This is a genomic window from Peribacillus frigoritolerans, from assembly GCF_040250305.1.
GTDB lineage: Bacteria > Bacillota > Bacilli > Bacillales > DSM-1321 > Peribacillus.
Genome location: NZ_CP158190.1, coordinates 4,013,541 through 4,037,498, shown reverse-complemented (window position 1 = coordinate 4,037,498; position 23,958 = coordinate 4,013,541). Strand labels below are relative to the sequence as shown.

The 23,958-nt window shown below is 43.4% G+C and carries 26 protein-coding genes and 2 other annotated features; of the genes, 20 read left to right on the top strand and 6 right to left on the bottom strand.

Annotation, left to right across the window (positions count from 1 at the left end):
- The first annotated feature begins 56 nt into the window (after nucleotides 1–56).
- The 9 genes from ytxC (at nucleotide 57) to ABOA58_RS19735 (ending at nucleotide 6,527) form a co-directional block, all read left to right on the top strand.
- Complete coding sequence (gene ytxC, locus ABOA58_RS19775; RefSeq protein ID WP_350299676.1) at nucleotides 57–917, top strand: sporulation protein YtxC; 861 nt, start codon at nucleotides 57–59, stop codon at nucleotides 915–917.
- A 389-nt stretch (nucleotides 918–1,306) separates the two neighbouring features.
- Nucleotides 1,307–3,238 (top strand): threonine--tRNA ligase, encoded by a 1,932-nt coding sequence (gene thrS, locus ABOA58_RS19770; RefSeq protein WP_350299675.1) that lies wholly within the window; start codon nucleotides 1,307–1,309, stop codon nucleotides 3,236–3,238.
- Between the two features lie 106 nt (nucleotides 3,239–3,344).
- The gene (locus ABOA58_RS19765; RefSeq protein WP_153246102.1) at nucleotides 3,345–3,515 is read left to right on the top strand and encodes a hypothetical protein; all 171 of its coding nucleotides are present in this window, start codon (nucleotides 3,345–3,347) and stop codon (nucleotides 3,513–3,515) included.
- A gap of 52 nt (nucleotides 3,516–3,567) precedes the next feature.
- A complete protein-coding gene (locus tag ABOA58_RS19760) occupies nucleotides 3,568–4,062 on the top strand; it encodes a GNAT family N-acetyltransferase (protein WP_350299674.1) in 495 nt (164 codons plus the stop codon).
- 125 nt (nucleotides 4,063–4,187) lie between these two features.
- Nucleotides 4,188–4,324, top strand: a sequence feature (ribosomal protein L20 leader region).
- 98 nt (nucleotides 4,325–4,422) lie between these two features.
- Nucleotides 4,423–4,923, top strand: coding sequence for a translation initiation factor IF-3 (gene infC, locus ABOA58_RS19755; protein WP_034309072.1), 501 nt, complete (start codon nucleotides 4,423–4,425; stop codon nucleotides 4,921–4,923).
- Between the two features lie 34 nt (nucleotides 4,924–4,957).
- Nucleotides 4,958–5,158 (top strand): 50S ribosomal protein L35, encoded by a 201-nt coding sequence (gene rpmI, locus ABOA58_RS19750; RefSeq protein ID WP_034309070.1) that lies wholly within the window; start codon nucleotides 4,958–4,960, stop codon nucleotides 5,156–5,158.
- 35 nt (nucleotides 5,159–5,193) lie between these two features.
- Nucleotides 5,194–5,553 carry a 50S ribosomal protein L20 gene (gene rplT, locus ABOA58_RS19745; protein ID WP_034309067.1) on the top strand — a complete coding sequence of 120 codons (360 nt, stop codon included), beginning with the start codon at nucleotides 5,194–5,196 and terminating at the stop codon, nucleotides 5,551–5,553.
- Between the two features lie 68 nt (nucleotides 5,554–5,621).
- On the top strand, nucleotides 5,622–5,897 hold the full coding sequence (locus tag ABOA58_RS19740; RefSeq protein WP_350299673.1) for a DUF1294 domain-containing protein: 276 nt from the start codon (nucleotides 5,622–5,624) through the stop codon (nucleotides 5,895–5,897).
- A 60-nt stretch (nucleotides 5,898–5,957) separates the two neighbouring features.
- Nucleotides 5,958–6,527, top strand: coding sequence for a TVP38/TMEM64 family protein (locus tag ABOA58_RS19735; RefSeq protein ID WP_101222877.1), 570 nt, complete (start codon nucleotides 5,958–5,960; stop codon nucleotides 6,525–6,527).
- A gap of 54 nt (nucleotides 6,528–6,581) precedes the next feature.
- Here ABOA58_RS19735 and ABOA58_RS19730 read toward each other — a convergent pair whose 3' ends face one another.
- A complete protein-coding gene (locus tag ABOA58_RS19730; RefSeq protein ID WP_101222875.1) occupies nucleotides 6,582–6,962 on the bottom strand; it encodes a sigma-w pathway protein ysdB in 381 nt (126 codons plus the stop codon).
- Nucleotides 6,963–7,064: 102 nt separating this feature from the next.
- Between ABOA58_RS19730 and ABOA58_RS19725 the strand changes: the two genes are divergently transcribed.
- Nucleotides 7,065–7,559, top strand: coding sequence for a dUTP diphosphatase (locus ABOA58_RS19725; RefSeq protein WP_350299672.1), 495 nt, complete (start codon nucleotides 7,065–7,067; stop codon nucleotides 7,557–7,559).
- Between the two features lie 64 nt (nucleotides 7,560–7,623).
- Nucleotides 7,624–8,709: a M42 family metallopeptidase gene (locus ABOA58_RS19720; protein WP_350299671.1), complete on the top strand. Its 1,086-nt coding sequence runs from the start codon at nucleotides 7,624–7,626 to the stop codon at nucleotides 8,707–8,709.
- Nucleotides 8,710–8,772: 63 nt separating this feature from the next.
- Here the strand turns inward: ABOA58_RS19720 and ABOA58_RS19715 are convergent, their stop codons facing one another.
- From ABOA58_RS19715 to ABOA58_RS19700, 4 genes are all read right to left on the bottom strand, one after another.
- Entirely contained in the window at nucleotides 8,773–9,477 is a 705-nt protein-coding gene (locus tag ABOA58_RS19715) for a LutC/YkgG family protein (protein WP_350302915.1), read from the bottom strand.
- Nucleotides 9,471–10,901: a LutB/LldF family L-lactate oxidation iron-sulfur protein gene (locus ABOA58_RS19710; protein ID WP_230176764.1), complete on the bottom strand. Its 1,431-nt coding sequence runs from the start codon at nucleotides 10,899–10,901 to the stop codon at nucleotides 9,471–9,473. The genes ABOA58_RS19715 and ABOA58_RS19710 overlap by 7 nt, the downstream gene beginning before the upstream one ends.
- Before the next feature lie 24 nt (nucleotides 10,902–10,925).
- Nucleotides 10,926–11,642, bottom strand: coding sequence for a (Fe-S)-binding protein (locus ABOA58_RS19705; protein ID WP_350299670.1), 717 nt, complete (start codon nucleotides 11,640–11,642; stop codon nucleotides 10,926–10,928).
- A 179-nt stretch (nucleotides 11,643–11,821) separates the two neighbouring features.
- Nucleotides 11,822–12,553, bottom strand: coding sequence for a FadR/GntR family transcriptional regulator (locus tag ABOA58_RS19700; RefSeq protein ID WP_350299669.1), 732 nt, complete (start codon nucleotides 12,551–12,553; stop codon nucleotides 11,822–11,824).
- Between the two features lie 254 nt (nucleotides 12,554–12,807).
- Between ABOA58_RS19700 and ABOA58_RS19695 the strand changes: the two genes are divergently transcribed.
- From ABOA58_RS19695 to ABOA58_RS19665, 7 genes are all read left to right on the top strand, one after another.
- Nucleotides 12,808–14,496 (top strand): L-lactate permease, encoded by a 1,689-nt coding sequence (locus ABOA58_RS19695; protein ID WP_350299668.1) that lies wholly within the window; start codon nucleotides 12,808–12,810, stop codon nucleotides 14,494–14,496.
- Nucleotides 14,497–14,570: 74 nt separating this feature from the next.
- Nucleotides 14,571–15,683, top strand: coding sequence for a PucR family transcriptional regulator (locus ABOA58_RS19690; RefSeq protein ID WP_350299667.1), 1,113 nt, complete (start codon nucleotides 14,571–14,573; stop codon nucleotides 15,681–15,683).
- Between the two features lie 115 nt (nucleotides 15,684–15,798).
- Nucleotides 15,799–17,211, top strand: a complete 1,413-nt coding sequence (gene glcD, locus ABOA58_RS19685; RefSeq protein ID WP_350299666.1) for a glycolate oxidase subunit GlcD — start codon at nucleotides 15,799–15,801, stop codon at nucleotides 17,209–17,211.
- Nucleotides 17,208–18,533: a (Fe-S)-binding protein gene (locus tag ABOA58_RS19680; protein WP_350299665.1), complete on the top strand. Its 1,326-nt coding sequence runs from the start codon at nucleotides 17,208–17,210 to the stop codon at nucleotides 18,531–18,533. Before glcD ends, ABOA58_RS19680 begins: the two co-directional genes overlap by 4 nt.
- 244 nt (nucleotides 18,534–18,777) lie before the next feature.
- Nucleotides 18,778–19,707, top strand: coding sequence for a YsnF/AvaK domain-containing protein (locus tag ABOA58_RS19675; protein ID WP_350299664.1), 930 nt, complete (start codon nucleotides 18,778–18,780; stop codon nucleotides 19,705–19,707).
- A gap of 168 nt (nucleotides 19,708–19,875) precedes the next feature.
- Nucleotides 19,876–20,688, top strand: a complete 813-nt coding sequence (locus ABOA58_RS19670; RefSeq protein ID WP_350299663.1) for a general stress protein — start codon at nucleotides 19,876–19,878, stop codon at nucleotides 20,686–20,688.
- A gap of 380 nt (nucleotides 20,689–21,068) precedes the next feature.
- Nucleotides 21,069–21,452, top strand: a complete 384-nt coding sequence (locus ABOA58_RS19665; protein WP_350299662.1) for a general stress protein — start codon at nucleotides 21,069–21,071, stop codon at nucleotides 21,450–21,452.
- A 16-nt stretch (nucleotides 21,453–21,468) separates the two neighbouring features.
- Here the strand turns inward: ABOA58_RS19665 and sspI are convergent, their stop codons facing one another.
- The gene (gene sspI / locus ABOA58_RS19660; RefSeq protein WP_076364828.1) at nucleotides 21,469–21,678 is read right to left on the bottom strand and encodes a small acid-soluble spore protein SspI; all 210 of its coding nucleotides are present in this window, start codon (nucleotides 21,676–21,678) and stop codon (nucleotides 21,469–21,471) included.
- A gap of 122 nt (nucleotides 21,679–21,800) precedes the next feature.
- Between sspI and ABOA58_RS19655 the strand changes: the two genes are divergently transcribed.
- Together ABOA58_RS19655 and pheS are read left to right on the top strand one after the other, a co-directional pair.
- Complete coding sequence (locus ABOA58_RS19655) at nucleotides 21,801–22,559, top strand: TrmH family RNA methyltransferase (RefSeq protein ID WP_350299661.1); 759 nt, start codon at nucleotides 21,801–21,803, stop codon at nucleotides 22,557–22,559.
- Between the two features lie 44 nt (nucleotides 22,560–22,603).
- Nucleotides 22,604–22,845 (top strand) — a binding site (T-box leader).
- 58 nt (nucleotides 22,846–22,903) lie between these two features.
- Nucleotides 22,904–23,944 (top strand): phenylalanine--tRNA ligase subunit alpha, encoded by a 1,041-nt coding sequence (gene pheS / locus ABOA58_RS19650; protein ID WP_098370018.1) that lies wholly within the window; start codon nucleotides 22,904–22,906, stop codon nucleotides 23,942–23,944.
- Nucleotides 23,945–23,958: the final 14 nt, after the last annotated feature.

Below are 23,958 nucleotides of genomic sequence, written 5' to 3'. Positions count from 1 at the left end.
CGTCCCCATCCCCATATACATGAAAAAAGAAGCAAGGGGGAAGGGGGGATGTCGTAGTGCAAATTTCTTTTCAAAACGATTCAGAGGCATTGAAATTACTGAATTTCGTTTCTGTCCATCCACTGGGGGCAGAATTTCAAGCATATATTCGATTTCTTCCGCAACAAGGCATGTATGTGGATATGACGGAGTCTTCAGGTGATAAATGGCTAATTCTGCTTCGTGATGCATTTCATTCTTTTTTATTGGAAGAAAAGACGCTTCCTGTTCTGGAGCAAATAATAGTCGGTAAATTTTTTTATAGGGAACGGGAAGAAATTGAAGCCATCATTGAAATTGCATCATCAATCATCGAGGTGGAAAGAGCCAGGAGTCAAGATGAAGCATTCAGTACGGAGAAACGATTGATTGAGGAAGGACTTCAAAGCATCTTGGCTGGAAAGGTATCTTTTTCATTCGATTCTTTTACGACCTTCCGTTTGAAATCATTTCAGCACACGTTGGAAAAGTATGTCGTCAAGGCGATTGATGAATATAAGCTGGAACAGGACTATCAAAATTTCATTGCTACGCTCCGTGATTGCCTTCATGGGCAGGAGTCGAAATTAAGAAAGCTTCACCTGGTCAATCGGGATGGTTTTCATTTCTATGATCAGAAGTTCAGCAAGCTCGACCGTCCAAAAATCAATAGTATGATCGACAGGAGGCTTCTTGCCAAAAGTTCACTATTTCTCGATACGGTGATACTTGCCCCGCTTTTATCGATTGCTCCTGAAAACTTGTGTATCTATACCGATGACAAGGAAGAGGGGCTGATCCAGACCATTTCAAGGATTTTCGAAGAACGGGCCACTATCCTGCCACTTTCGTCATTTGCTATGCATTTGAATGATCTTTCGTGGAAAAAAGAAAATTAACCTTGATTTTCACCGTATAACAAATTATAATTTCCTACATACTATTAAAAAACTAAAAGTTATGATGAGGACAAGGGTATTCTAGTCGCCGATTATCAGAGAGGGGAGCCAACAGGCTGTAAGCTTCCTATTCGCATGGAACACTTACCACCTTTAAACTTCGGCTCGGAAAGCAGGCATTCTGCGAATATGAGCTGACGGGAAGCTGCCGTTACCAAGTTACAAGTGCCATTTTGCCGTGAAAAGCAAGCTGGAACGAGGGTGGAACCGCGGGTTAATGATATTTATTACTAAGCTCGTCCCTGTTTTATACAGGGACGGGCTTTTTTGTGTTGTAATGGAATCAAATACCTGTAATTTGTTCGAACAATAAGAAGGAGTGAAACTCAATGTCAGAATTACTGAAAATATCTTTTCCTGACGGAGCGGTTAAGGAGTTTGCTAAAGGCACAACAACTGAAGACATCGCTGCATCCATCAGCCCTGGTTTAAGGAAAAAATCCATTGCTGGAAAATTCAATGGTGAATTATATGATTTGAAACGCCCGATTGAACAAGATGGTTCAATCGAAATCGTCACTCAGGACACAGCGGATGCTCTTGAAGTATTGCGTCACAGTACAGCGCACTTGATGGCACAAGCGATCAAACGTTTGTACAAAAACGCTAAATTCGGCGTAGGGCCAGTCATCGAGGGCGGCTTTTACTATGATATGGATATGGAGGAATCATTGACTCCCGAAGACCTTCCATTGATTGAAAAAGAAATGAAGAAAATCGTCAACGAGAACTTGGAAATTTCCCGCATCGAAGTAAGTCGTGATGAAGCGATTTCCCGTTTTAAAGAAATCGGCGACGAGTATAAATTGGAGTTGATCGATGCAATTCCTGCCGATCAGCAGGTAACACTTTATAAGCAAGGGGAATTCTTTGACCTTTGCCGTGGAATCCATGTTCCATCAACTGGGAAAATCAAAGAATTCAAGCTATTGAGCATCGCTGGAGCATACTGGAGAGGCGATAGCAAAAACAAAATGCTGCAACGCATTTACGGTACGGCTTTCTATAAAAAAGAAGATTTGGCCGAACACCTGCGTTTCCTTGAAGAAGCCAAGGAGCGTGACCATCGTAAAATCGGTAAAGAATTGAACTTGTTCATGAGCTCACAGAAAGTGGGACAAGGGCTGCCGATGTGGTTGCCAAAAGGAGCGACCATCCGCCGGACAATCGAAAGGTATATCGTGGACAAGGAAGAACGTTTGGGTTATGACCATGTCTACACACCTGTGATGGGTAGCGTGGACCTTTATAAAACTTCTGGACACTGGGATCATTACCAGGATGGCATGTTCCCAGTCATGGAGATGGAAAACGAACAGCTTGTCCTGCGTCCGATGAACTGCCCGCATCACATGATGGTCTATAAAAACAGCATCCACAGCTACCGGGAACTGCCAATCCGGATTGCCGAGCTAGGATTGATGCACCGCTATGAAATGTCAGGTGCCCTTTCCGGCCTTCAGCGTGTACGTGGGATGACATTGAATGATGCGCACATTTTCGTCCGCCCCGACCAAATCAAAGAAGAGTTCAAGCGCGTTGTGAACCTGGTTCTGGAAGTATATAAAGATTTCGATATCAAGGATTATTCATTCCGCCTGTCTTATCGCGATCCGCAGGATACAGAAAAATACTTCGATGATGATGACATGTGGGAAAAAGCGCAAAGCATGTTAAAAGGCGCCATGGATGAACTTGGTCTGGATTACTTTGAAGCGGAAGGTGAAGCGGCATTCTACGGTCCTAAGCTCGATGTTCAGGTACGTACTGCTTTAGGAAAAGATGAAACGCTTTCCACTGTTCAGCTTGATTTCTTGCTTCCTGAACGTTTTGATCTTAATTACGTCGGTGAGGACGGCAAGCAGCACCGTCCGGTTGTTATCCACCGCGGCGTCGTTTCCACAATGGAACGTTTTGTCGCTTACTTGATCGAAGAATACAAGGGGGCATTCCCGACTTGGCTTGCACCTATCCAAGCACAAGTGATTCCGGTCTCACCTGAAGTGCACTTGGATTATGCGAAAGAAGTACAGGAAAAACTTAAAGCGCAAGGCATTCGTGTCGACCTGGATACACGTGACGAGAAAATCGGTTACAAAATCCGTGAAGCGCAAATGCAAAAAATCCCGTACATGCTGGTCGTTGGAGACAATGAAGCCAAAGAAGGCAGCGTGAATGTACGTAAATACGGTGAACAAAAATCCGAAACGATCGCTTTTGAAGATTTCGTTTCAGCGATTAAGGCGGAAGTGAGCCGTTAACAGCAAAAAGAGGGGCACATATAGTTGTGTCCCTCTTTTTAATTATGGCATGATAAAATGAAACCATCATGTGAAAATATGTACAGCAATGAAAAGGAGGGGCAGCATGAAAAAGAAATTTACTTATCTATTCGGACCGACATTCCTTGTCATCATCATCTTATTGTTATTGGATGGTTATCGACAATACGCCATCGTCCCGGTCCTGTTTTTTTGGATAGCCCTATTTTCTTGGGACGCCATTGAGAAAAAGAAAAAGGCGAAAGAAGACTCTTAACATTTGATGGCTTCGGTCATTATGGACTGTAACTAAAGGGGGAGTGGGATAAATGGAGATTAGAAGAGCTTCAAGTAAAGACGCGGGTAACTTGGCTGCTCTGTTCAATCATGTTGAAGATTCCGGGTATATGCTGTTCAACCCTGGGGAAAGAAAAGCGACAGCGAAACAAATGGAGAAGCAAATGGAACAAATCGAAAAAAATCCCCCTTCCGTTTTCCTCGTTGCTGCTAGCGGCCATGAACTGAATGGTTACCTGATCTTATTGGGCAATCAAATGGGCCGAACGAGGCATTCAGCCAAAATCGTCATCGGCATCAATGAACAGGACAGGGGAAAAGGCATCGGTACGAAGCTATTTCAGAAAATGGAGGAGCATGCACGGACAAACGAAATCCGGCGCCTGGAATTGTCCGTGATTGCAAACAACGCCCCTGCGCTTTCCTTATATCGAAAGATGGGTTTTGAAAAGGAAGGAATAAAGCGGGAATCACTGTTTTTTGATGGGAAGTATCATGATGAATATTTTTTGTCCAAATTACTTTAAAAAACGTATTGTCAAATAACTGAATGTCTGATAATATTAATTTTGTTGTGAAAAACGAATAAATTAGCATTTGACAAGTCATCAGTGTTTATGATATATTTCTAAAGTGAATTGAATACGTGTTTGATGAAAAGAAGAAGCACCCGCTTCTCACCTGGTTGACGCAAACAATGCAGTTAACAGGTCATGATTTGATTATTTGGATCTTTCTGAATGAGTCTATCAGTGTGGGTGCAGCATGCATCCACACTTTTTTATTATGATTATATCCTGTAAGCGAGTTGTGAGCGTGACCGAATTTATTCAAATATTCGTATTCGCCAATATCTTTGGAGGTGGCTAACTATTAGTAAAGACGCGATGGTAAACGAGGGCATCCGAGCCCGTGAAGTTCGTCTTATTGACCAAAACGGAGAACAACTTGGAATTAAAACGAAATTCGAAGCATTGGAAATTGCCGCTCGTGTAAATCTTGATCTAGTTTTAGTTGCTGCAAATGCAAAGCCTCCGGTAGCCCGGATCATGGACTACGGAAAACACCGCTTCGAGCAGCAAAAGAAAGACAAGGAAGCACGTAAAAATCAAAAAGTCATCAGTCTGAAAGAGGTTCGTTTGAGCCCGACGATTGAAGAACACGATTTCAATACGAAGCTTCGCAACGGTATTAAATTCCTTGAAAAAGGCGATAAAGTAAAAGCTTCTATCCGATTCAAAGGACGTGCCATTACGCATAAGGAAATTGGTCAACGTGTACTCGTTCGTTTTTCTGAAGCATGTAAAGAAGTGGCTACAATCGAGCAACACCCAAAAATGGACGGGCGCAGCATGTTCATTATCTTAGCACCGAAAAACGAAAAGTAATTGTAAAGTAATTTGTAATGAGGAGGAATACCTTATGCCTAAAATGAAAACTCACCGCGGATCTGCTAAACGTTTCAAAAAGACTGGATCCGGCAAACTTAAGCGTTCTAACGCTTACACAAGCCATTTATTTGCTAACAAATCTACTAAGCAAAAGCGTAAGCTTCGCAAAGCTAGCCTTGTAAGCAAAGGTGACTTCAAACGTATTCGTCATATGCTAGACAACATTAAATAAGTTCGATTTATCGAGTTAAATAGGAGGGAAATAACATGCCACGTGTAAAAGGCGGTACTGTTACTCGCAAACGTCGTAAAAAGGTAATAAAATTAGCTAAAGGTTACTATGGCGCGAAACATATTCTTTTCAAAGTAGCTAACCAACAAGTAATGAAGTCAGGAAACTATGCTTTCCGTGACCGTCGTCAAAAGAAACGTGATTTCCGTAAACTTTGGATCACTCGTATCAACGCTGCAGCACGCATCAACGGTCTTTCTTACAGCCGTTTAATGCATGGTCTAAAGCTTGCTGGTATCGAAGTGAACCGCAAAATGCTTGCTGATCTTGCTGTTGCTGACGAACAAGCTTTTGCTCAATTAGCAACTGCTGCTAAACAACAATTAGACAAATAAGTCTGACTGATACAGCCACTCTCTTTTCAAGAGGGTGGCTTTTTACATATTTAAAGGAGGGAATGAGGATGCAAGGAGTATGGTTCATTGCTGCTTATATAATCATCACAAACATCATCGGGTTTGCCTTAATGGGAATCGACAAAAGGAAAGCGCGTAATGGGGAGTACCGGATCAGTGAAAAGACACTTTGGTTTTGGGCGGTCATAGGCGGAGGGACTGGGTCCTTTTTGGGGATGAAGCAATTCCGCCATAAGACGAAGCATGCCGCTTTTAAGTGGGGCCTGCCTATATTGATGATTCTTCAGATAGGCTTATTGATTAAGATATTCATTCAATTGTAATATGTAGCCCGTATAATGTATATGCTTGTAGAAGCAGCAAAGAGTAGCTGGAGGGAGAGCATGAATGATAAACTGACACTTGTGATGAGCTACGTTCAATCAGGAAGCGTGTTTGCACCGTTGATTTTTATCACTTTTCATTTATTAAGGCAATTTTTATTCATTCCCGTCATTGTGGTTTGCATGTCTGGCGGAGTATTATTCGGGGCAGCTTTTGGAACCATCTATTCGGTAATCGGTTTGACGTTGTCCAGTATGGCCTTTTATTTCGTGATAGGCAAATTTCCGAAGACAAAGGATAGGCTGCTGCGGCTTAAGAATAAGCTGTTTGGAAACCGAAAGCTAAACAGCCGGCAAATTGCAGTACTGAGGCTAATACCATTCATTCACTTTTACTTGCTGTCGCTTTGCTTATTGGAATCCAATAAAGGGCTGAAAAATTATTTTTATCTATCCTTCATGACCAATCTCCCTGTAGCATTCGTATATACCGTTTTTGGCCACTATATTGCAGATTTCAGTCCAACCCTGATCGTCATCATTTTATTATCCTTAACCTTATTGCTCTATTTATTGAGAGAGAAGCAGACGGTCGTTCCCTGGAAGGAATTTTTTCGTTCAGATGATTAATATAGAGCCTTGAGTACATTTTTCTCAAGGCTCTTCATTACGCGTGATTTTTTTTCATTTTTGTAAAAATTCCTTAACAGGGCTCTTCCAATCAATAACGGCATCCGGATATTGTTTTTTAATGGCTTCCTCGATTTTTAAGAAGTCATTTCGCTTCAAGCCTTTTAGGCCGGCCACTTTCTTGGGCCATATGAAGATGGAGATGACCTCAAAGGAGCGTTCCGTCGTCCCTAGATACTTTTCCCCTTCAAACATCACCCCGTTGTACGTCAATAAAAAATTCTTTCGTATATTGGCTGTATCGTCGAGCAGAAAGAACTTTTTCTGTTCATGTGCCAGCTCTAATTTTCTTTTCGGATTAAATAGGTATTTGATGACTGTATATATTAAGAAAATGATGAGAGCCAAAAGAATGAACCGCATGATCAATACCATGGAGCTACCTCCTTAAACAGAGTGATTCCTTTCATTTACGTATGGGTTTTTAATAAGTTTCATTTATTTGATATAATTTAGGGGAAGACAAGGAAAGAAGTGATGAAAATGAACATAGGTAAATTAATGGAAATGCAGGCAGCTTTGGATGAGCATATACAATCAAAGCATGAATTGGGTGCTGAAGACTTGGTGGAACGGAAGATACTTGCTCTTTTAGTGGAGCTTGGAGAGCTTGCCAATGAAACGAGATGTTTTAAATTCTGGAGTCTTAAAGGACCCTCTGATAAAGAAACGATTTTGGCTGAATACGTGGATGGCATTCATTTCATTTTGTCACTCGGGATCGAACGGGGATTTGTACCGGAAGTTCCATCTGCCCCCAACATGCATCAGGAGGATTTGACTATTCAATTTACTGCTATTTACGGCTACATCAGTGAATTTCGCACACAGTTGACAGAGTCATCTTTCCAAAAAGTTTTTGCTGCGTATTTACATTTAGGAGAGTTGCTTGGATTTTCGGCAGCGGATGTGGAAAAAGCATATGTAAGCAAAAATGAAGTGAATTACGAAAGGCAAAAGCAAGGCTACTGATTGTTTATGTAATCGATTGTCTGTATAATTATTCTTGTAATGTAAGTTATAGGGAGGTAAAAGAATGGCTCAATTGGATGAAACGTTAAGGATGCTGCGGGACTTAACGGATGCTAAAGGCATTGCAGGAAATGAAAGTGAAGTAAGAAAAGTGATGACCGAATACATAACACCATTTGCGGATGAAATATCGACAGATGGCCTGGGAAGTTTGATTGCCAAGAAAACGGGTGATGAAAACGGACCGAAAATCGTCGTTACCGGGCATATGGACGAAGTCGGTTTCATGATCACCCAAATTGATGATAAAGGATTTTTGCGTTTTCAGCCGGTAGGGGGCTGGTGGTCACAGGTAATGCTGGCCCAGCGCGTGACGATCGTTACAGGTAAAGGTGATATAACTGGCATTATCGGTTCCAAGCCGCCACATATCCTGTCAGCGGAGGCGCGGAAGAAGCCGATTGATATTAAGGATATGTTTATTGATATTGGTGCATCCAGTAAAGAAGAGGTTAAGGAATGGGGCGTCAAGCCAGGGGATATGGTTGTGCCATATTTTGAATTCACGGTCATGAATAATGAAAAGATGCTGCTTGCCAAAGCCTGGGACAATCGAATTGGCTGTGCAATCGCCATTGATGTGCTTAAACAGCTGAAAGACAGCGACCATCCTAATGTAGTATATGGAATTGGCGCAGTGCAAGAAGAGGTCGGCCTGCGTGGCTCCAAAACATCCACATTCAAAATTCAGCCGGATATCGGGTTTGCCGTCGATGTCGGCATTGCTGGTGATACACCGGGGGTTTCCGAAAAAGAAGCGATGAGTAAGATGGGGGAAGGCCCGCAAATCGTCATCTATGATTCATCGATGGTGGCACATAAGGGATTACGCGATTTCGTCACAGACACGGCTGATGAAATGAATATTCCTTATCAATATGAATCGATTCCAGGCGGCGGGACGGATGCCGGCTCCATCCATTTAACGGCAAATGGCGTGCCCGCACTGGCGATCACGATTGCCACACGCTACATTCATTCACACGCAGCAATGCTTCACAGGGATGATTATGAGAATGCAGTTAAGCTCATTGTCGAAGTGATTAAACGCCTCGATCGCGAAGCGGTTGATCGGATCATTTACGAATAATATAGTGTAAGTTAAAAATGGAGAGGCCTAATTTAGGTCCTCTCCATTTTCTTTTTTTTATTTCTACTTGTCTTCGACGATTATATAGACCGCTTTGATGGGTCCATGGACGCCGACGACAAGGTCCATTTCGATATCAGCCGAATTGCTCGGCCCTGTTATGAAATTGATGCAGGAAGGAACGACTTCGCCCCGGGTAACTTTTGAACGGATGACCGCAGCAGCCTGGGTCATTCGCGGAACGATGGTGCTTTTTGGAATGATGGAAACATGGCAGGAAGGAAGGAAGCTGATGGAACGGCCGTGGTCCTTGTCGCTGAACAAGACGACGGTCGCTGATTCTGCTAGTGTCATCTCACTGAATGTGATTCCGATGTTAGCACTTTCTGCTTTTTCGATATTTTCATTCCCGGCTTGGTGATTCCATATATGGACATCTTTTTCCTTTAAGATACCCTCTAACCCATAGTCGGAAAATCGATCGTCCTTAGGGATGATCAAGGGTCCGTTTCCAAGTTCCTCAATCACCTGTTTTAAACAATGCATCACTTGTTTGGAGTCGGTAACGTGAAATTGAGTATGCACCCGTTTACATTGCTCCTTCAATTCCGCGACAAGATCATTTGGTGTCGCATGTTTCAAAACTTCTTTTTGGGGGGCGTGCTTCCATTCCGGAACGGAGATGCCTTCCGTAATAGGAGCCCTTCCCAGGTTGTTGGCTATATTGTTTAAAAATGTCCCTTCATTATGGATGGTTCCATTCATGATGGTTTCCCTCCTTTTTCCCGATTTTTGAACCAGTCCCGAAAGCTCTCCTTTCCTGGAGCAGGGAACTCGCGGCTCTCTGTCCAAGTTTTGAGTGGTCCCGGTCCTTTCGAGATGATATCCCCCGTTTTAAAAGGTGACATCGCTGATGGGGCGATTTTGGAACCGAACTTATAAAGCATAGGCGATGCCGCACCAATTCCGAAGGCCTTCATGGCCATCTTTTCTGAAAACGGCGCCATTTTTTCCTTTTCAACGATGACTTCCCGATGCTTCCTCAGTAAATCATGGAGAGGAATCTTTACTGGACAGGCATCTGTACAGGCTGCACATAGAGTGGAGGCATACGGCAGCTCCTTGAAATCATCATACCCTCCGAGTAAGGGTGAAAGCACAGCACCGATTGGTCCCGGATATATTGAACCATATGAATGACCGCCAACCTGGCGATAAACCGGGCAGACGTTTATACAGGCAGCACAGCGAATGCATTGAAGAACGGATTGAAACTCAGTTCCTAAAATGGAGGAGCGTCCATTATCCACGATCACAAGGTGAAATTCCTCGGGGCCGTCTACATCGCCTTCATCACGCGGACCGGTAAGTGCGGTGATGTAACTGGTCAATCTTTGGCCGACAGCGCTTCTTGTCAACAAGCTGACAAGGACCTCGAATTCATCGAATGTAGGTACAAGCCTTTCCATTCCCATCACGGTGATTTGCGTTTTTGGGAGGGCAGTGACCAAATCGGCATTTCCTTCATTCGTAACCAAACCGATCGAGCCCGTTTCCGCAATCGCAAAATTACAGCCGGTAATGCCTACATCGGCGCTTAAGAAATCTTTCCGCAGAATGCCCCGCACATGGGCGGTAAGCTCTTCCGGTTTTTCAGTTTGCGTATATGCAAGCTTTTCTTTAAAAACATCCCTAATCTGCTCCTTATTTTTATGGAGAGCAGGTGCGACGATATGGGAAGGGGGATCATGATCATCCACTTGTAAAATATATTCACCAAGGTCCGTTTCAACGACATCGAGCCCAACTGCTTCAAGAGTGGCATTCAAATTGATCTCTTCCGTGACCATCGATTTGGATTTCACGACCTTTTTGGCATTCTTTTTTACAATAACATCCTTGATGTATCCGCTTGCTTCTTCAGCCGTTTGAGCGAAGAAGACATGACCGCCTCTTTTCGAAACATTTTCTGCAAGCTGATGCAAATAGAAATCAAGGTTACTAAGCACATGCTGCCGGATTTCTTCCCCAAGGGAACGCCAATCCTCCCAGCTTCCCAATTCATCAACGGCAGTCAGCCGCCGTCCGTGTAATCGTTCTTGGGCACTCGATACGGCCAATCGCATAAAATCATTATGTATTCCTTCATCCACCCGGTCTTTAAACTTGGCAGAGCTGGTTTTCATAGCCATAAAATTTTCCCCTCCTCGCTTTCTTTAAATACTATTCAGGACTTCCGCAATATGAAGCACTTTCACCGGTTGCCCCTTCCTTTGGATCCGTCCGCCGATATTCATCAAACATCCTGCATCCCCTCCGATTAAAAAATCGGCCCCGGTATCTTCAATATTGCAAACTTTCTCCTCGACCATTTGCCCGGAAATGTCCCCCATCTTGACCGAAAAGGTTCCCCCGAACCCGCAGCAGTTTTGGGCATCCGGAAGTGGTGTCATTTCCAGCCCCCTGACATGGCTTAATAAAATGGCAGGTGCTTCCTTGACCTTAAGCAGCCGTGTCATATGGCATGAAGTATGATAAGTGGCCTTTCCCTTAAGGGTCGCCCCGACGTCGATCACTTTTAAGACATCCACGATGAATTGGGTCAATTCATATGTTTTAGCCGCTAATGATGCAGCTTTCTTTTCCCATTCGGCATCGCCTTTGAAAAGGGCCGGATATTCCTTGAACATCGCTGCACAGGAACCGGAAGGGGTTACGATGTATTCAGCATCCGCGAACGTTTTAATCATCTTTTTCATGGCTTCCTTCGATTCCTTCGTATACCCGCTATTATATGCCGGCTGTCCGCAGCATATCTGGGACTCCGGGAAATCGATCTCACAGCCTAATCTCTCGAGTAGCTCCACTGTCGCTTTGCCGACATTGGATTGAAACAAATCTACTAAACATGTTGCAAAGAGAGTAACTTTCAATCTGAACTCCTCCTTTTTCAAATAGGTTAACAGGTCATCTGATGACTAGAAAATGGAAAAAGGAAATGGCTGAGAAAAGATACCAATTCCAAGATTTTTTAAATGAAGTAATCGTTTTCAAAATAATATATCAATTTAATCCTTTTTTGTATAGGGTATTTTTGAAATTTAAAGGAATGTCAATGATTCTTTTGCTGATTTTTTTGGATGACCCGGTCCAGCGATTCCTCGACGCTTTGAAGGTGAAACAGCATGGCACTGCGGGCTCCGTCTTCATCCTGTGCCAAGATTGCATCATAAATCCTGACATGCTGCTGGTAAAGCTGCTTGAGTGTCATCTCTTCGGAATAAAGCGCAACCCGACGGATATCACGCATCTTTTCCGTCATTAATTCTGAAACATGGTTCATCAATGTAATCAGCAGCTCATTTTGTGATGCGTTTGCCACGGCAACATGGAAGGCGATGTCCGCTTTATCACTTAGTTCTTCATCATCTGATACCTTTTCCATATCAAAAAGCCTGTCCTTGAGTTCGATAAGGTTTTCTTCCGTTCTCTTCTTCGCTGCCACTTCTGCCGTACCGGACTCAAGTATTTTCCGAACTTCCAGTAAATGCTTGATATTGTCTTGATCCATCAAAAGGGCGGCAGACAAGGGGTGGTTCATGATGGCGGGGTCGAAGGTTTTAACGAATGTTCCTTCACCTTGTTTTATTTCAATAAGACCCATTGAACTTAATGCACTTAATGCTTCACGGATGGCCGGGCGCCCGACTTGGAAATTTTCCGCAAGCTGCTGAATGGAATCCAATTGTTCACCTGGTTTCAGGCTGCCTGACCGAATCATTTCATAAAGTTCATCGCTGACTTCTTCATAAATTTTTTTCGGCTTTATTTTTTTATATACCAAGTAGTAGCACCTCTATTTTCTATGAGTTTCTCTGGTTAATATTATATAACACAAATGATCTTTGACACTTCCAGAAGAGTTAAAAAATCAACAAAAAATAAAAAAAATCTTGATTTTATATTTTCAATCATTTAATTTTAATGAGTACTCATCAAGTCATCTGATGACTTTGAATATTTCGATATGTAAGGGGTTTCAATTAACGGTTGATTTCTGAATTTTTAAAAAAACTATAGAAAATGGAGTCGAAATGAATGACATGGACACAAAACTTTACGCCGATCACCGATAATTTAGTTTTATCATCTCTTGCCGCACTCATTCCAATTCTTTACTTTTTCTGGGCACTTACCATCAAACGTATGAAAGGTTACATTGCAGGTATAACCACGTTGATTGTAGCTATTGCAGTGGCTATATTGATATATGGAATGCCTGCAGGAAAAGCAGTGATGTCTGCTTCACAGGGAGCTGTATATGGACTGCTCCCAATCGGATGGATAATCATCACCTCCGTATTTTTGTACAAAATGACCGTTAAAAGCGGACAATTCAATATCATTCGTTCTTCGGTGCTTTCGCTTACGGAAGACCGCCGTCTTCAGGCATTATTGGTGGCATTTTCTTTCGGTGCTTTTTTAGAAGGTGCCGCGGGATTTGGAGCACCGGTCGCCATTTCAGCCGCGCTTTTGGTCGGTCTCGGATTTAACCCGCTATATGCAGCCGGGATTTGTTTGATCGCGAATACCGCTCCGGTAGCATTCGGGGCGGTTGGAATACCGATCATCGCCATGGAAGGCCCTACTGGCATAGCCGCCATGGAGATTTCAAAAATGGTCGGCCGCCAATTGCCATTCCTTTCGGCTTTCATTCCGCTTTATCTCATTTTGATAATGACTGGGTGGAAAAGGTCGCTTGAAGTCCTGCCGGCAATTCTGGTTTCCGGAATTTCCTTTGCCGTCACACAGTACTTAAGTTCAAATTTTCTTGGGCCCGAATTACCGGACATCCTTTCGGCGTTAGTGTCACTGTTTGCATTGGCGATCTTCCTTAAATTCTGGAAACCTAAAACGATTTTTCGCTTTGCATCCGAGGAAACGGCAGCCACTGTCGAACCTTTATATACAGCCGAAGCGGAAGCAAAATATACGAAATGGCAGATATTCCATGCTTGGTCACCATTCCTTCTGTTAACGCTTTTCATAACAATTTGGGGGATGAACCCAATAAAGCCGGCACTCTCCGGACATTATGAAGGCAACAATGTGCTGCTTGGCGCAATCAATGAAATCGGGAAGCTATTAACCTTCCAAATCGAAGTCCCAGGTCTGCATAATGAAATAATCGGAAGCAATGGATTGCCGATTGCGGCTTTCTATAAAATAGAACTGCTCGGAGCAGCCGGGACGGCCATTTTACTGGCTGCCATCGTAACGAAGTTCATCGCACACATGTCAGCAAAAGACTTCTTTGGCACCTTTGTTGAAGCGATGAAAGAGTTGGCAAAACCGATCTTGATGATTTCTACCGTGGTGGCCTTTGCCTATGTAACGAATTCTTCAGGCATGTCGACAACATTAGGGATGACCCTTGCAAAATCGGGTGATTTATTTCCGTTCTTCGCACCGGTTCTCGGCTGGCTGGGTGTATTCATTACCGGATCGGATACATCAGCCAACCTCTTATTTGGCAGTCTGCAGAAAGTGACCGCTCTTAAGGTGGGGATGGAACCGGTCCTGGCACTGGCGGCGAACTCTTCCGGAGGGGTCACTGGAAAGATGATTTCACCACAATCGATAGCGATTGCATGTGCTGCCGTGGGATTGGCGGGCAGGGAATCGGAATTATTGAGATTCACGCTCAAACATAGTCTTTTCTTATTGCTGCTTGTTTGTGTAATTACCTTCTTGCAAAATGGCGTCCTTTCCTGGATGATTCCATAAGTAGAATGAGGCTCTCCTTTCATAGGGGAGCCTCGAAATATTTATCAAGCCCATACAAAAAAGGAGGAAATATCATGCAATTGGCAGCTGTGGCAGGAAAATTGGTTCATGAGGTTCGGAAACTGATTGAAGAGGAAATCATCATTATTGATCATGCTGGCACAATTATCGCCAGCACCGACAGAAGCCGTATTGGATCTTATCATGAAGGAGCCATCCACGCTTTCAACAATCGTGAGAAATTGATCATCAACAAACAGGATGAACGAAGTTGGAAGGGAGTGAAGGCAGGTATAAACCTGCCTATTTTCTTCAACCAGGAAGCTTTTTGTGTCATTGGAATTACAGGTGACCCCAAACATGTTTCCCCTTATGCGGAACTATTAAAAAAGATGACGGAGATGTTCATTCAGGAAAGCTATCATATCGAACAAGCAGAATCCCAATCACGTCTGATGGAATTCTTCGTATTTGAATGGCATCAGCTGCAGACGTTCAATGAACACTTCCTTCAGAAGGCCAAGTTGCTTGGGGTCGATGTTCATGCAGACCGGATCATCACATATGGTGAATTCAAGACTGAGGAAATCATTGAACCTCATGTATGGAGAACGCTTCAGATATACATAAGACAGCAGCATCTCAATGACATCGCAGTCCGTTGGGGGAGGAACCAATTCGTCATTCTTTCAATAGCAGATTTCATCGGTTCAAAAAACCAGCAATATAAGAAACTTAGTAAACTGCAAAAAAAGCTGGAGGAGAGTTCGGGTTATAAAGTGTGTGCAGGAGTTAGTTCGCGTGCATCAGGATCCGCTTTCAGGTCAGCGTTTTTTAAAGCGGAACGTTCCTTGAAAATCGCGTTTCCTTCATCGGGAATCATATTTGACGAGGACTTGAAGCTTGAGGTACTGCTTGATGAAGTTACCGCTGAAACAAGACAGGAGTATTTATCCAGGACGATTCAGGAGCTGCTTCCTAATGAGGAGCTGCTTAAAACCCTTTCCATGTATTTTGCATGTGATCTATCTTTGAAGGAAACAGCCGCAGCCCTGCATATCCATATCAATACCCTTCATTACAGGCTTAAGCGCATAGAGGATTTGACCCGACTGAACCCTAGGAAGCTAGCCGATTTAGTCACTATGTATCTAGCAGTAAGAGTATTGGATAAACATACAAAATAATTCTCTGGAAAGCACTAAATTCTATATGTTCTTACATAGAAGGTTGAGTGTTTTTTTCTTATACTTACATCATATAAAAAATCTCGAATTTCCTATGTTTATGAGGAGGATGTACATGTTAACAAAGCAGGTTAAGCAGCTACTTCTTACCATCGTCGGTCAGGAGAATTACGATGACTCAAAAGTGGAATGTCTAGTCTATTCATATGATGCAACGCCAGGCTTTCAAGCGATGCCGGATGCTGTCATTAAACCGGGCAGCACAGCTGAAGTCGCAGCCATCGTCAAAGTTTGTAACGAATATAATGTTCCAATCGTTCCACGCGGGTCTGGGACGAACTTGAGCGGAGGCACCTGCCCTACAGAGGGAGGGCTTGTCCTTTTATTCAATCGAATGAATTCATTACTTGAAATAGATGAGGAGAACTTAACGGCGACCGTACAGCCTGGGCTCATCACATTGGACTTGATTTCAGCAGTTGAAGAAAAGGGATTGTTTTATCCGCCAGATCCAAGTTCAATGAAAATCTCCACGATTGGCGGCAACATTAATGAGAACTCCGGTGGACTGCGAGGATTAAAGTACGGAGTCACCCGTGATTATGTCATCGGGCTTGAAGTTGTCCTGCCGAATGGGGACATCATTCGAACAGGGGGCAAACTTGCCAAAGACGTAGCCGGATATGATTTAACGAAACTATTTGTCGGATCGGAAGGGACCTTGGGAATCGTTACGGAAGCGATCTTAAAGCTGATCCCCATGCCGGAAACGACAAAGACGATGCTTGCCTTATATCAAGATCTGGATGCTGCAGCCCAGTCAGTGGCCAAGATCATTTCAAATAAAATCATTCCTGTTACATTGGAATTTCTGGATCGGCCGACTTTGATCGTTGTTGAGGACTTCGCGAAAATCGGTTTGCCCACCAATGTGGAAGCCGTCCTGCTGATTGAACAGGATGGTCCGCCTGAAGTGGTGGAACGTGATATGAAAAGGATGGCCGATATCTGTCTAGAGGAAAAGGCGGTTTCAGTGGAAATTGCCGAAACGGAATCTGACGCTGTCGCCTTGAAAACAGCAAGACGGACAGCCCTTTCCGCACTGGCACGCCTCAAGCCGACGACCATTTTGGAAGATGCCACAGTTCCCCGCTCGGAAATTGCCAAAATGGTTAAAGCAATTAATGAAATTGCAGACAAGCATAACGTGGACATTTGCACTTTTGGTCATGCTGGGGATGGGAATCTGCATCCAACGTGCATTACCGACGCTCGTGATCATGAGGAAATGGAGAGGGTGGAGCTCGCTTTTGCCGACATTTTTGCCGCGGCTATCGACCTTGGCGGGACGATTACCGGTGAACATGGTGTGGGAGCCATGAAGGCCCCGTATCTTGAATGGAAGCTGAAGAAAGAAGGGATTGAGGCCATGAGGGCGATTAAACAAGCTTTCGATCCCAATAACATCATGAATCCCGGTAAAGTATTTGCCAAGGAAACCAGGAAAAGGGTGGTGGTTACTTCATGACGACAGTTCAGGAAAGGGAAACCATTGCCATTCAATTCGCGGAAAAAATGAATGAAGATGAATTGTTGAATTGTATGCGCTGCGGCTTTTGCTTACCCCATTGCCCGACATACATAGAATCGGGGCTGAAGGAATCCTATTCACCAAGGGGCCGGATCGCACTTATGAAAGCGGTGGCGGATGGTGTGATTGAGCCTGATGAGGATGTAGAACGTTCGTTGAGTCTTTGCCTCGGCTGCAGGGCTTGTGAGCCTGTGTGTCCTTCAGGTGTCAAATATGGACATCTTCTTGAAGAAGCAAGGGATATCATCCATCAGAATAAAAAACACAGTTACCCTGTTAAAACGATCCGCAAGGCCGTTTTTAGTGGGTTATTCCCACACCAGGAGCGAATGCAGGCCATGACGAGTTTGCTTGGCTTCTATCAGAGATCAGGACTGCAATACATGGCCCGTAAAACGGGAGTCCTCAACCTGCTTCCGAATAATTTGGCAACCATGGAAAAAGTGCTGCCGAAAGTCCCGAAAAAATCAGAAATGAATAATAGGCCAACCGAGCTGCCTGCAATCGGAACGCCGCTCAAAAAGGTTGCTTTCTTTTCCGGCTGCTTGATGGATACGATGTTTTTGGAAACGAACAAGGCCACACTAAAGCTTCTTCAGTTGGCCGGATGTGAAATCGTGATTCCGAAATCCCAGGCATGTTGCGGGGCGCTGCATGGGCACAGTGGTGAAAAAGAAGGTGCAAAGCAACTGGCCAAGCGTAATATAGAAGCTTTTGAAGCGGAGGAAGTTGATTATATTATTACGAATGCCGGCGGCTGTGGAGCTTTTCTCATAGATTATGACCATCTGCTTCAGGCTGAACCGGAATGGCACGACCGTGCAATCGCCTTTAAAAATAAGTTGAAAGATATCAGCGAGATTCTTGTTGATTTGCGTTTTCAGGAAAAAGTTCCCCTGAAGCTGCCAGCTCAATCCGTAACTTTTCAGGATTCCTGTCACTTACGGAATGTGATGAACATCTCCTTGGCTCCGCGAATTCTCCTTCAATCGATAGAAGGAATCAATTTCAGGGAAATGAAAGATGCCGATCGATGCTGCGGCTCTGCTGGGATTTATAATATTGTTGAATCAGAGATGTCCATGAATATTCTTGACTCTAAAATGGAGCACACGAAATCGACACAGGCCGATATTGTTGTCACGGCAAACCCTGGCTGTCTGTTACAAATGCAATTGGGGATCGAGAGGGAAAACTTGGGGGAATGTACGAAAGCGGTGCATATTGCAGACCTGCTAATAAAGGCTGTGGCTTTATAATAGAAGAAAAAGAATGTAAGTAGAAAATAAATGGGATTATTTGGTTAAACATTACATTTTAATAAATGAGGAAACCTTTGTAAAGCCTGGATTTTAGATGATAAGGCGTTCTGTGCTGAGAACAAATTGTAAATGTTATAACAAAAAAGAAATATTGATTCCTCGTTTACTTAGGACCATGGCGGGTAGTGTTTATATATAGCATCCACTAAACGAAACAACAAAACCTAAGGAGGAATGTAAAATGAATAAAACAGTATATGGAGTATATGAATCAAACGCAGAAGTGATCCAAGCAATTAATGCACTTAAGGCAAAGGGTTTTGAAGGGGACGATATTACTGTCGTCGCGGATAAGGAAGAAACATTGGATTTCACGAACCACAAACGCGAAACGGATGTTCATACAATGACGAATGTTCCTAACGACGAATCGTTTATGGACAAGGTGGCACGTTTCTTCATGCCGGAAGATACGGCAGACCTTTCAACAAGATTGGCGAATGCAGGCCTTTCGAATAGTGAGGCGGCTGAACATGTCTTTGATGTAGAAAATGGAAAAGTCCTGGTTCTGGTTGAAGAAGGTGAAGGCCATCTTGGAACGGCAAGAGATAAATTCACGACCGGAACAATGGACACTGCCGGTACAAGGCTTGATACTAACTCCACCAACCCACTATATAATGGCACGGAAAAAACCGATGCTTTAAATAAAGAAGATGTTTATGGAGTCAACGGACAAGGCCGTGAATTGCCAGAAGATGAAAGGACACTTACACTTCGGGAAGAACAGCTGAACATTGACAAAGAAAGAGTTCAGACAGGAGAAGTCGTCATTAATAAAGAAGTCAATGAACAGCATAAAACGATCAATGTCCCTGTTGAACACGAAGAAGTGACAGTTGAGCATAGATCGGTTTCAGGACGTGAAGCGAATCGGGAAACCGGAACCATTGAAGATGGGGAAACATTACGAATCCCGGTTGTTGAAGAAAAACTGGAAGTTTCGAAAAAACCGGTTGTCACCGATGAAATTGTCATCAAGAAACATGCTGTACAAGAAACGGAACAAGTTCAGGATACTCTTAAAAAGGAAGATATCCAGCTTGATAGTACAGATGAATCGATCGTGAATGAGAAAAAGGCAACTGAACGTAGAACCGACCGCTTCTAAGCGTGAAGGAAATGGCCTGCAGTTTTAAAAACTGCAGGTTTCCTTTTGGTTTTTAAAGGCTGATTAAAGGTTCGAGCTTAGGGAAGGCAAACCTTTTTGTTTAATTGGCACCCATCAGGGTATAAATACACATAAGAAGAAATATCGGAAAAATGAGGAGGAATATGCATGGGAAAAACGTTATATGGTGTTTTTAATACGGAAAGAGAAATGATCCAGGCTATACAATCCCTCAAGGAAAAGGGGGTTCATGAAGGGGAAATAACGGTAATGGCTGATAAGAAAGAAGATTTGGATTTCGTTAATGAAAAGCATGATCCGGATGTCGAAGTCGTTACTAACTCTAACGAGGAATCCTTCATTGATAAAATGAAACACTTTTTCCTGAACGAGGGTTCTGAAGATATAAGGAACCGTCTAGGTGAGTTAGGGCTTGCCGATAGTGAAGCAACCGCTTATATAAATGAAGTGGAGGCCGGAAAATTCCTCATTCTTATAGATGAATCGGAAACCGTAACAGCACGAGAGAACATAACTTCCAATCGCATCGAGGATACGGGCGCACCTGCAGAGAATCCGCTTAAAACAGGGGTGGTGAACAATCCGGACCCGAACCTTTTTCCGGAAACAACCGCGAATGCCTATCAAACAAGGGAAATGGAAGCACAGCCAGGAAGAAGCGAAGAGCTTCACGGAAATTCCGCCAATATCTATGAAAATGAAGAGCTGGATATGAAGCGAGCTCAAGAAAGGGAAATCTGGGGGAATTCCACAGAAAAATTCAAGAAGCAAAAACCAGGGATTCAGGAAGGGACACTGGCTAGCGACCCTCATGCAGACCCGTTTTCTGCCGATACTGACAAAGCCCTTGATGCTCAAGGATCACTGGATCGGACCCTGAGCCCGACAGCCAGCGGACAGCAAGAGGAAGGCTTACAAGATGAATACATCAAAAATCGAATCAATACCGACAATCTGTAATACGCAACAAGAACAGCCTGCATAAGGCTGTTTTTGTTTGTTTTTTTACTGTAGTCGTTATTGGATTGAAGAAATGTGCGACCCTCCTGACGAATTACTGGCTAGCCGAGCCACCGCAGCCGCTTGCTTTGATGTGGCTTGGCAGACAGTCGGCGGAAAGGGGGCGGATTCTGAAATCAACTGCAGCGTTTTTTAATAAAACTGCAGGCAAACTCGATTTTCTTAGAGTTAGCTACAGGCTGTTATTTTTATAAAAACCCTTTAGGCAGAGGGTTCCCTTGTTCGTCTCCATAGACTATTTGCTTGTTTATTGATAAAGCTGCAAGGTATAATGACAAAGGAATTTTATTTTAAGTAAAGTAACAAGGAGGGGGAGAAACATGGAAAAAAACGTATATGGTGTTTTTGACTCTAATCCGGAACTACTTGCTGCAATTTCAGACTTAAAAGCAAAAGGCGTATCTGGCACCCAAATGACAGTGGCAGCTGATATAAAAAATCATGTGCAGCTTGGAAATGAACATACGGATATATTGATCATCGCCAATCAGGATAAGGAGGACACTCTTTTTTTAAAAATCTTCCACTACTTCACAGATGAAGGATCTGGAGATTTACGCAGCTTTTTCACGAAATATGGCTACTCTTATGATGAGACAAAAGCGATGCTTGAAGAAGTGGGCTCTAAAAAATTCATCTTGCTGCTTGATGAAGAAGTCTCCATCGAAGAACTTAAGGCTGGCGAAGCGAAATTAAAAAAATAACAGCCTCTGAAGGCTGTTATTTTTTTAATCCTGATTCAAGGGCAGTAATCATTTCCTGTTTTTCCTGCTCGGATGAATTTTGCCAGATGACCTCGAATAATACTCCCAATCCAGGAAGCATTTTTTCTTCGCCATTTTGTATGGCATCGACAATCGTGTCTTCCAGCTGCTCTTGCGAATTTCCAGATACATTTTGGATGATCGCATTACGTAAGTTTAAATTCATAATTATTCCTCCTCTAACACATAATGACTGACATTAATAGCATTTCACAAACTCGCATGCAATATGTATGTGAATTGCGTTATAATAGGAAAATCAGTGTGAAGTTAAAGGAGCGTTTACCCTTGAAATATATAGAATCCGTAAAAAACCCGCAAGTTAAGCAATGGAAAAAACTTTTGACCAAAAAAGAACGCGATAAAACAGGTAAATATTTAATCGAGGGTTTTCACCTAGTTGAAGAAGCCTTAAAAGAAGAAATCGTCTTGGAAGTGATCATAAATGAAGAAACTGAAATGCCTGCCCATTTTAAGGTGGAAGGCACAGAACTCATTTATGTGAAAAATGATATTATGAAGGCGATATGCGATACCGAAGCCCCGCAGGGAATTGCTGCGGTTTGTGAGCAGAAATCAACGAGCATGGCGTCCATCAATCCGGATAAGCTATTGTTGATCGATGCCGTTCAAGATCCGGGTAATATTGGAACGATGATCAGGACAGCGGATGCAGCTGGAATCGATGCGGTGATACTTGGCGAAGGGTGTGCTGATTTGTATAATCCTAAAGTGGTCCGTTCGACGCAAGGAAGCCTCTTTCATATGCCTGTCATTAAAGGGAACCTTTCCGAAATCATCGATGAGCTGAAGCAAAGCGGCACACCGGTTTATGGCACGGCATTAGAAGGCGCATCGCCATTTGAGGAAGTGGAAAAGTCTTCCCGGTTTGCCCTGCTGGTCGGTAATGAAGGCCAAGGAGTATCGAAGGAATTACTGGAGAAAACGACTAAAAACCTCTATATTCCCATCTACGGAAAAAGCGAATCATTGAATGTGGGTATCGCTGCCGGGATTTTAATGTACCATTTACGAAAATCGATTTGAAACGGCCGAAGAATTATAATATAATAAAACAGAATTTTATAATGAAAACAACGATGACAAAGAGTAGTAGCTTTAGTTAACCATATCCAGGGAGAAAATGCCTTGACTGAAAGCATTTTTATGGCATTGCTTAAGTGAATTCACCTTTCGAGTTGGCATTGGGAAGACAGATTGTCCGAAAAATGTTCCGGTGAAGAGCCGTTATTTTTAATGAAGTGAGTGCAGAAGCTTTTTTGTTTGTGCACTAATAAGGGTGGTACCGCGATACATAAACCTCGTCCCTTTAGGGATCGGGGTTTTTTTGTGTTCATTTTTACAAAAGGAAAATAAAGGAGGAAGACATGATGCAGGAACGTTTACTAGAACTGCAGGAAGAAGCGTTGCAAAAAGTTGCCGCCGCTTCCGAATTAAAAGAACTGAATGAAGTCCGTGTTGCTTATTTAGGGAAAAAAGGGCCAATCACTGAGGTATTGCGCGGCATGGGTAAATTATCTGCCGAAGAACGCCCGAAAATCGGGGCACTAGCCAATGATGTACGGGAAGCAATCGCAACAAAGATCGAGGAGAAACAAAAAGCGCTTGAAACTGCGGCAGTCAATGCCAAGCTAGCAACTGAAACGATTGACGTCACACTTCCAGGACGTCCGGTAAACAAGGGGAATCTACACCCATTAACACGTGTCGTGGAAGAAATCGAAGACTTATTCATCGGGATGGGTTATACCGTTGCGGAAGGTCCTGAAGTCGAAAGCGACTACTACAACTTCGAGGCACTTAACTTGCCAAAAAGCCATCCGGCACGTGATATGCAGGATTCCTTCTACATCACGGATGAAATCCTTATGCGTACGCACACTTCACCTGTTCAAGCCAGAACGATGGAAAAACATAAAGGTCAAGGTCCTGTTAAAATCATTTGCCCAGGAAAAGTTTATCGCCGTGATAACGATGATGCGACACACTCCCACCAATTCCAGCAAATTGAAGGCTTGGTCATCGATGAGAACATCAGCATGAGCGACCTGAAAGGAACGCTAGACGTATTTGCGAAAAAAGTATTCGGGCAAGACCGTGAAATCCGTCTTCGTCCAAGTTTCTTCCCATTTACGGAGCCTTCCGTCGAAGTGGATATTTCTTGTAAAATCTGCGGCGGTAAAGGCTGCAGCGTATGTAAACAAACAGGCTGGATCGAAGTGCTTGGCGGCGGGATCGTTCATCCGAACGTCCTTGAAATGGCTGGCTTCGATTCCAAGAAATACTCTGGATTCGCATTTGGAATCGGCGTGGAACGGATTGCCATGTTGAAGTACGGTGTGGACGATATCCGTCATTTCTATACGAATGATGTTCGATTCTTAAAACAATTCAACCATCACGAAGCATAAATTTTTATTTTAAA